Origin of the sequence: Acetobacter lambici, assembly GCF_011516885.1 — a bacterium.
Lineage (GTDB): Bacteria > Pseudomonadota > Alphaproteobacteria > Acetobacterales > Acetobacteraceae > Acetobacter > Acetobacter lambici.
The window spans coordinates 1-4533 of record NZ_WOTD01000085.1 but is presented as its reverse complement, the minus strand read 5'-3'; the positions used below and the strand labels follow the sequence as shown (position 1 = coordinate 4533).

Annotated in this window: 3 protein-coding genes, 1 pseudogene and 1 riboswitch; of the genes and pseudogenes, 1 reads left to right on the top strand and 3 read right to left on the bottom strand. The window is 51.1% G+C overall.

Features of this window, described 5'->3' with window-relative positions; all coding sequences use genetic code 11:
* Positions 1 to 213: 213 nt before the first annotated feature.
* The 3 genes from GOB86_RS14715 to GOB86_RS14705 form a co-directional block, all read right to left on the bottom strand.
* Positions 214 to 1113 (bottom strand): LysR family transcriptional regulator, encoded by a 900-nt coding sequence (locus GOB86_RS14715; RefSeq protein ID WP_165993381.1) that lies wholly within the window; start codon positions 1111 to 1113, stop codon positions 214 to 216.
* Between the two features lie 318 nt (positions 1114 to 1431).
* Positions 1432 to 2460, bottom strand: coding sequence for a methionine synthase (locus tag GOB86_RS14710; protein WP_035366745.1), 1029 nt, complete (start codon positions 2458 to 2460; stop codon positions 1432 to 1434).
* Between the two features lie 27 nt (positions 2461 to 2487).
* Positions 2488 to 3471 carry a DUF1852 domain-containing protein gene (locus GOB86_RS14705; protein WP_165993383.1) on the bottom strand — a complete coding sequence of 328 codons (984 nt, stop codon included), beginning with the start codon at positions 3469 to 3471 and terminating at the stop codon, positions 2488 to 2490.
* Between the two features lie 237 nt (positions 3472 to 3708).
* A riboswitch (cobalamin riboswitch) is annotated at positions 3709 to 3940 on the top strand.
* Positions 3941 to 4268: 328 nt separating this feature from the next.
* Here GOB86_RS14705 and GOB86_RS16225 point away from each other — a divergent pair.
* Positions 4269 to 4424: pseudogene (locus tag GOB86_RS16225) on the top strand (aromatic ring-hydroxylating dioxygenase subunit alpha); the annotation flags it as partial.
* Positions 4425 to 4533 lie beyond the last annotated feature (109 nt).

Below are 4533 nucleotides of genomic sequence, written 5' to 3'. Positions count from 1 at the left end.
GATCAGGTTCGCAGTCTTGATTGGCGCGCCAGACGAGCAAAGCATAAAGGTCGGGTCTCCGAAAGAGAACTGGAAGCGGTGCGCGAACGAACAAGACTACTCGTCGGGTGACTGGGGGAAGCGGAATGTCCGGTGTCGAAAGTAAAACCGAGAAATCGGACATTGTAAAAGAAAAACACGAGGAGATTCCAAGCGTGAATTTTGGAAAATTACTTAAGTTACCAAAGAAGGTAAAGCAGCGAATTCGATAAAGTCCTGCAGATATCGGACCTCTTCATCGGTTTCGCGGCAACCAAGAAATATCTGCTTTGCAATGCCCTTTTTACCAAGCTTCACCGGGCAAAGGTCAAAGCGTGGGGCATACTCTTCCACAAGCCAGCGTGGAAGTGCTGCAACGCCCCTTCCATGCGCCACCATCACCAGCATGATATCCGTGGTTTCAATCTGTTTCTGCTGTCGTGGGCCAATACCAGCAGGCTGTAGAAACTGCGTATAGATATCCAGTCGCTCGGACGGAACAGGGTAGGTGATCAATGTTTCGCCAGCAAGCTGTTCCGGCAAGACGAACTTCTCATTCCGAAGAGGATGTTCAGGGCCAACGGCCAGAACGAGTTCATAATCGAAGACCGGTGTGAATTTCAGGCCGGGTTTGTAAAGCGGATCAGGGGTGACCACGATGTCAATCTCATTGCTGAACAACGCGCCAATACCGCCAAACTGGAACTTCTGCCTTACATCCACGTCAACTTTGGGCCATCGCTCCAGATACGGGGAGACGACTTTCAGAAGCCACTGATAGCAGGGATGACACTCCATGCCGATGCGGAGTGTACCACGCCCGCCATTTGCGAACTGTTCAAGGCGGCTTTCCGCCAGCTCAAATTGAGGAAGCAGGCGGTTCGCCAAAGCAAGCAGCCATTCGCCTGCCTGATTGAGCACAAGGGAGCGTCCCTCCCGCCGCCATATCTTTACTCCAAGCTGCTGTTCAATCTTGCGGATGGCGTGACTGAGCGCCGGCTGGGTTAGGTTCAGACGCATCCCTGCAGCCGTCAAAGAGCCTTCTCGCGCGACTTCCCGAATAATTGTCAGATGACTGCGCTCCAGAACGCCCATGGTCTACCTCGCGAATGCACAGGATTCATATAATCATAAAAACATATCATTTTAGTTCACTCTCATAAAATTTTATCATGATGGTGTACATGATTCTTTTGGGACAGCTTTCCATCATCCCGACCAATAATCGTGGCCTCTTGTGCACTGAATCTGAATACAAATTCGACCTCCTACATGAAACATGCAGGGAAAGGTCCGGAGACTGTGTTTTCTTGACCACCGACACGAAGCGTCTCCTGCTTGCTCTGGGAAGACCGCATCGACATGGTCGCTTCTGCGTTTCTCCCTCTCTTGGCGTCCAGCTACGGCAGGTTGTCAGGCCGAAAGTTCTCTGCGAACGATTTCCGCACCCGCGCCCAGGGCATTGAGCTTGCCCCGCGCCACGTCGCGTGGCAAAGGAGCCATCCCGCAGTTGGTGCAGGGATAAAGCTTGTCGGCATCGACAAACTGAAGCGCTTTTCGCAGGATATCAGCGACTTTTTCGGGCGTCTCAATGGTGATGGTGGCCACATCAATGGCGCCCACCATCACCTTTTTCCCACGAATGAGTTCGATCAGATCCATCGGAACACGGGAATTCTGACATTCCAGCGAGATCAGATCGATATTGGATTTCTGGAGCTTGGGGAAAATCTCTTCATACTGCCGCCACTCTTCTCCAAGAGCATTTTTCCAGTCGATATTGGCTTTGATACCATAACCATAGCAGATATGGACGGCGGTTTCGCATTTCAGCCCTTCAATAGCCCGCTCCAAAGTGACGATGCCCCAGTCATTCACCTCATCAAAGAAAACATTGAAGGCAGGTTCATCGAACTGGATGATATCGACGCCAGCGGCTTCCAGTTCCCTCGCTTCCTGATTGAGGATTTTGGCAAATTCCCACGCCAGTTTTTCGCGGCTTTTGTAATGGCCGTCATAAAGCGTGTCGATCATGGTCATGGGACCAGGAAGCGCCCATTTGATGGGCTTCTTTGTCAGCGTGCGCAAAAACTTCGCATCCTCGACAAAGACAGGTTTCTCACGTGCCACAGCACCGACAACTGATGGGACACTGGCATCGTAACGGTTGCGAATTTTAACCGTCTGACGGTTCTCAAAGTCGACGCCGCTGAGATGCTCGATAAACGTCGTGACGAAATGCTGGCGCGTCTGTTCGCCATCGCTGACTATGTCAATGCCGGCCCGGTCCTGATCGTCCAGGGTCAGGCGCAGCGCATCCTGTTTACCTTCGACAAATTCCTCACCCTGCAATTTCCAGGGCGACCAGAGGGTCTTAGGTTTGGCGAGCCAGGACGGCTTGGGCAGGCTACCAGCCGTTGAGGTGGGGAGCAGTGTTTTCATGAGAGATAACCTTGTGTTTCTGACTGATCAGGCGGCGTAGCTGGCAGACCACTGCTCAAGAACATCGTGATACGGTTCGATGAAATTCTCTTCCGTATACTTACCTTGTGCGGTTGCTAACTGACTCCGCTCTTCGCGGTCGTAAACAATGCGGGTGTTGGAATAATCCTGATGCTGCAGACTTGGCTTGTAACAGTCGCCTGCCGCAACATTGGCGTTGTAGATTTCAGGGCGGTAGACCTTCTGAAAAGACTCCATCACACTGATGGTGCTGATAAGCTCAAGAGTCGAATAATCAGAGAGCAGGTCACCAAAAAAATAGAACGCCAATGGCGCTGCGCTATTGCGGGGCATGAAATAGCGGACCTGCATTCCCATTTTATTAAAATACTGATCTGTCAGAGAAAATTCACGCTGCTGGTATTCAACCCCCAGAACAGGATGCTGATTTTCAGTCCGATAATAGGTTCGGTTGGTTGAAACACTGAGGCATATAAGGGGAAGCTTCCTGAAATTCTTTCTGTAAGCGGTGGAATTCACAACGCTCTTAAAAAGATTTCCGTGCAGGTCTCCGTAATTTTGAGGAACGGTGAACTCTGCCTTGTTTTTATTGTAGTCGGGCAGCAGCACACTGAAATCATAATCCCGCACATATGAGGAAAAACTGTTTCCTGCGAGACCTTCTATGCGCCTGTTGGCCTTTTTATCGACAATCGTTGTGTACAGAACTTCGATCAGCGGAAAGCTTTCGTTCTTGCCGGCAAAGGCAAGGTCCATCTCAATGGAAACGATTTCAAGCTCGACGGAGTAGCGATCCCCCATGGGGTTGTCCCAATGCGCCAGGCCATTGAAACGATTGTCAATCATCCTGAGCACGTTGCGCAGGTTTTCCTGACGGCTTTCTCCTCTTGCCAGATTGGCGAAATTGGTCGTGAGACGCGTTCTGTCGGATGGATGATAATTCTCATCGAAGCGAATGCGCTTTATTTCAAATGCGGTTTCCCTGATCATTGAAGCCTTCATCATGCCTGCTGTTAAGAGCCGTGCCTGCCTTATGCCGGAAAACTTCATTGAGCAGAAATGATTTAAATTCATTAAACCATAAATATCACTCATGGAATGATGTGATCAGGGTGACGGCGAAAATGGATAAGATCAGAGACTGACCTGCTATCTAGCATGTAAAAAATCGATATCTGCCTTCTGTCGCTCCATCTTGCGCGCTATGTGCATCTGGCGGCATGGTGCAAGGGCGAACGCTTCGATGGTCCCGCGCGAGCGGGTTAATAGGGAATACCGTCACGCACTGGGCAGATGACCGTCCAGAGGCATAGTCGGTGGCTGCTCCCGCAACTATAGGCGGTATGCTGCTGGTTCGTTCACCTTGAACGTGGACCACTGTTCCCATAGGGGCGGGAAGGTTGGAACCAGTCGGCCATGATCCGTGAGCCAGGAGACCTGCCATCGTTCAGCCACCAACCGTCGGGCGGGATGACCGAAGGGAGGAGAGAAGTCTATGCCTGTCTGCCTCGTGCTTCCGCCATTCCTACTGAAGCGGTCAACCGGATCTTTTCAGGCCACAGTCCCTTGCCTCATCAGATCTGACCGATATGCGCGACACATGTTCGTGCTGCTGAAAGCCCCTGGTCGTTAAGCACTTCGGATCCAGGAACCGGGCACTCACGCGCCTTGTCTGGTAGTGATAACGGTTACGCTTGCTCAGACAAAATGTGAGAGACGGGACGGCACTCCATACTGGAGCGTTACATCCTTTCGCCCTAGTCTGAGCCGGATGAAATGCCGAGGCAATGGAAAACGAATTTCATCAAACTTCAGAACATCCCGGGTGCGCAGAACACACTGATTTAAGGCGTATCAGAACCAATCCTGACTTCTGGTGTCCCGTTGCATGGTCCCGTGAATTGAGAAGGGAGAAAGCAATCGATGTCCGGTTTGCCGGACGTGGAGGGTTCGAAAAACTCTCTGGTTTTGGGCCTCTCTGTGTGATTCCATCACTCCTATATTGATTGGGGTATGGAAGATGAAGCAGCCTGGTTTTTTTGATGTTGAAGA

What these genes read in the sequence shown, in the direction of transcription:
- GOB86_RS14715 (WP_165993381.1), bottom strand. Translation starts at nt 1,113, where the DNA reads ATGGGCGTTCTGGAGCGCAGTCATCTGACAATTATTCGGGAAGTCGCG.
- GOB86_RS14710 (WP_035366745.1), bottom strand. Translation starts at nt 2,460, where the DNA reads ATGAAAACACTGCTCCCCACCTCAACGGCTGGTAGCCTGCCCAAGCCG.
- GOB86_RS14705 (WP_165993383.1), bottom strand. Translation starts at nt 3,471, where the DNA reads ATGATCAGGGAAACCGCATTTGAAATAAAGCGCATTCGCTTCGATGAG.